Annotated in this window: 4 protein-coding genes and 1 pseudogene; 4 read left to right on the plus strand and 1 reads right to left on the minus strand. The window is 71.8% G+C overall.

The genetic code is table 11. The annotated features are described in order from the left end of the window. From H5J33_RS27910 to H5J33_RS27925, 4 genes and pseudogenes are all read left to right on the plus strand, one after another. Window positions 1-527 (plus strand): annotated as a pseudogene (locus H5J33_RS27910) (CBS domain-containing protein); the annotation flags it as partial. Window positions 528-1,060: 533 nt separating this feature from the next. Further along, window positions 1,061-1,321, plus strand: a complete 261-nt coding sequence (locus H5J33_RS27915) for a hypothetical protein (protein WP_181797607.1) — start codon at window positions 1,061-1,063, stop codon at window positions 1,319-1,321. A gap of 76 nt (window positions 1,322-1,397) precedes the next feature. Then, window positions 1,398-2,126 carry a site-specific integrase gene (locus H5J33_RS27920; RefSeq protein WP_181797608.1) on the plus strand — a complete coding sequence of 243 codons (729 nt, stop codon included), beginning with the start codon at window positions 1,398-1,400 and terminating at the stop codon, window positions 2,124-2,126. A gap of 264 nt (window positions 2,127-2,390) precedes the next feature. Next, window positions 2,391-2,894 (plus strand): hypothetical protein, encoded by a 504-nt coding sequence (locus H5J33_RS27925; RefSeq protein WP_181797609.1) that lies wholly within the window; start codon window positions 2,391-2,393, stop codon window positions 2,892-2,894. Here H5J33_RS27925 and H5J33_RS27930 read toward each other — a convergent pair. Then, window positions 2,849-3,433 carry a condensation domain-containing protein gene (locus H5J33_RS27930; RefSeq protein WP_181797610.1) on the minus strand — a complete coding sequence of 195 codons (585 nt, stop codon included), beginning with the start codon at window positions 3,431-3,433 and terminating at the stop codon, window positions 2,849-2,851. The two genes, H5J33_RS27925 and H5J33_RS27930, sit on opposite strands and share 46 nt — an antisense overlap. Window positions 3,434-3,466: the final 33 nt, after the last annotated feature.

The following is a 3,466-nucleotide window of genomic DNA, read 5'->3' on the forward strand; positions in this document are numbered from 1 at the left end:
GTCGTGTCCGAGGCCGACCTGCTGCGCAAGTGCGCCGAGCAGGCCGATCCCACGGGCCGGGTCCCCATCCCGCACCTGGAGGCGTGGGAGCGCGCCAAGGCCGAGGGCTCCCGTGCCGAGGAGCTGATGCCGGCTCCCGCCGTGTGCGCGCGAGCGGAGTGGACCGTGGTCGAAGCCGCGCGCCTCATGGAGACCCAGAACGTCAAACGACTGCTGTGGTGGACGAGGCGGACCGCCTTCCCGGCATCGTCAGCCGCGGTGACTTGCTGCGGGTGTTCCTCCGCCGTGACGAGGCCATCCGCAAGGAGATCGACGCAGACCTGCTGCGGCGCACCCTTGGACTCGATCCACGCGATGTCACCGCGGAGGTGCGCGACGGGCGGGTGACCCTGTCCGGCACCGTCGAGTACAGCAGTCTTATCCCCGTCGTCGAGCAGTTGTGCCGCGGCGTCGACGGCGTGGTGTCGGTCTCCGCGCACCTGGGCTACCGATCGGACGACGCCCAAGGCACCACCGCCGGGACCTGAGAAGAGGCGGATTCCGAGGCCGGAGCGCACGACTCGGTGTTCCGACGAGCTTTCGACCGGTGCGTCACGATCCGCTTACCCGTGTGAGCGGTGTACGCATCCGTGTGCCACGCGCAGTGGCCCGGAACGCCTGCCCACTGGCCTTTTCGGGCTATGGAGCCACGGTGTCATGCCCCCTACGCTCTGGCGAAACCTCACCCGCCGGCTGAACGAGGCGGCGGCTGTCATCGTCGGAGGTACGGATGACGCGTATACACAGGCCGTGGACTGCCGTCAGATGTGGTGCCGTGGCCGTGCTTGCGGTCGCCGCACTGGGGGCGGCGCCTCACGCGGGCGCGGCGGCTCAGTCACCGGCGGGCATCGAGTGCGCGGTCGGCAGTTCGACCGTGGACTACAGCCCCCCGCTCACCAACACCACGCGAACCACTACGGCCGGCTTCCACGAGAACTTTTCGTGTACGTCCCTGCTCACGAGTGTGTCCAGTGGCTCGGCTACGGGCAGCAACGTGTTCCCCGCGAGTTGTCTCGTGACGGTGTCGCCTCTTCAGACGACCGTCGTCACCTACGTCTGGAACACGGGGGACAGTTCCACGATCACATTCAGCAACACCGACGTGGTCAAAGCAGCGGACGGCACCTCGACCGTCACCGCCACCGGAGCCGTAACAGCGGGTCTGGGACAGGGCAGCAGCGCGGTGAAGGTCATCGTGCTCCCGCAGCTCAGCCCGACGGCCTGTGCGGCCTCCGGCGTCAGCAGCATCACCGGGCCGGCGACGCTGAGCATTCTCCCCTGACACCATCGCGATCGCCCGGTAGCCATCGAACTTCGGTTATGCGCTGTTGATCTGTCCGCGAGTACCGTCCGGCGTTGTGTCGATCTTGAGGTGGCGGGTCTTCTTCACCCGCCGTGAGATGCGGTGGCCGCGAGAAGCGACGGCGCTGATGCGGGAGTTCAGCGGTCTGTTCGACGGGCTGGAGGAGCGGGTGGAGGCCGACGGCGTGCCGGACGGGCAGCCGTACCTGATCGGGCCGCGCGAGGAGTTCGATGCCGCGTTGAACCGGTACTTCTCGGTGTGGCTGGCGCCGTCGCCGTGGAACACGCAGGCGGCGCACGCTCGTGACCTGCGGATGTTCTTCGACTTCCTGTGGTCCGCGCGCGGGGAGCGCGGGTGGCGGGAGACGACGGCAGAGGTTCGGGCGGCGTACGAGTGGTGGCGCCGGCGGGACGAGCGTGGGCCGCGGGTGGAGGACAGCACCTGGGGCCGGGAGGTCGCCACCGTCAACCAGTTCTACGTGTGGGCGGTCTCCCAGGATCTGGTGCGTGCCAATCCGATCCGGCAGCGCGCTGCCGCGGCTTGGTCGCCGTGGTCGGGCGGTGCCGGGGGTGGTGTGCGGCTGGTGCCGGCGGAGGCGTCGAAGGCGGGTCCGCGGCGGGTGGTGCGGTGGCTGCCGCCGGGGTCGTACCGGCTGTGGCGGGATGTGGGGGCTTCGCGGGTACGGGCCGGACGGTCTGCCGCGGTCGGGGTTCCGGGGCCGGTGGGCGTCGCGGAACGCGGTGTACGCCGACGCGATGGTGCGCTCGGGTCTGCGGCTGGGTGAGCAGTCGGCGCTGACGGTCTTCGAGATCCCAGCGGTGCCGGCGGTGTCGTCGGGGATCATGAACGCTCGCACGGTGCTGCCGGATGCGATCGCCAAGGGGTTCTCGGGGCGGGCGGTGTACTTCCCGGTGTCCGTGCTGCGGGATGTACACGAGTACCTGGAGTGGGACCGGCGTGAGCGGTCGAGTCCGGGCGGGCCCGCGGCTTCTACGTCCCGACGCGGCGCTCGCTGGTGGTGGAGGACCCGGCGCGGCCGCGGGTGCGCATGGGCGGGCGGTGGGTGCCGGTGGCGCGGCTGGACGCGGCCGAGCGGCGGCGGCTGCTGGTGGCGGGCGAGGAGGGGTTCGAGCCGGCGATGGTGTGGCTGAACCAGTGGGGGCTGCCGATGTCGGTCTCGGGCTGGAAGCAGGTCTTCACGGACGCCAACGCGCGCTGCGCGGCGGCCGGCGTGGGCGTGCGGACGACTCCGCACGGGCTGCGGCACTCCTTCGCGGTGATCACGTTGGAGCTGCTGTGGCGCGGCCACGTCCAGGCGCTCGGCGAGATGAACCCGGAGCAGCGGCTGACGTACCAGCGGGTGTTCGGCGATCCGCTGAACTGGGTCCGGATCAGGATGGGGCACCGGTCGGTGACCACCACCGCGATCTACCTGCACACCTTGCAGGAGCTGGAGATGCGCACCCGGCTGGAGCTGGTGCCCGAGGACTCGTGGGAGCCGGCCGGCTACAGCGCGGACGGCTGGGCCGAGCCGGGCGGGGTGGCCGCGTGAACGGGCCGGAGGTGCGGGCGGGGCGCGGCCGGGCGGCGGCGGTTCCGGGCGGCTTCTACGAGCGGCCGCCGGTGGTGGAGGTCCCGGAGACCAGGGGGAGCCCGGTGGTGCACTTGGCCCAGCGCGCTCAGCAGCACGTCGTTGACCTGGGTGCGGTAGACGCCCGGCACCTTGCGCAGCAGGGCCTCGGTGGTGGCCCGGTCCACCCGGGTGCGGACCGTGCGCACGGATGCGGCGAGCGGGGTGCCGGGCAGGTCGACGGGGAGCGGGGCGCGCGGCTCGGCGGCCTCCTTCGTCCAGTACGGCAGGTCGTCGTCCAGGGCGCCGGCCCGGACCCGCTCGGCGAGGGCGCGCGCCCAGGCGGTGAACGGGGTGTGCTCGGGCTCGAGGCGCGGTTCCTCGCCCGCCGCGGCCTGCCGGTAGGCGGTCTCCAGGTCGGTGAGCAGGATCCGCCAGGAGACGCTGTCGACGGCCAGGTGGTGTGCGGCGAGGAAGAGTCGCGGGCGCTCGTCGCCGGTGAGCAGGGCGGCGCGCAGCACCTCGGGTCACCACCCGGCAGGGGCGCCGGGTGT

Source organism: Streptomyces sp. WELS2 (genome assembly GCF_013870595.1).
Taxonomy (GTDB): domain Bacteria; phylum Actinomycetota; class Actinomycetes; order Streptomycetales; family Streptomycetaceae; genus Streptomyces.

Excerpts from the sequence above, each read along its gene's own strand:
- H5J33_RS27925 (WP_181797609.1), top strand. The coding sequence starts at position 2,391 with ATGGGCGGGCGGTGGGTGCCGGTGGCGCGGCTGGACGCGGCCGAGCGG.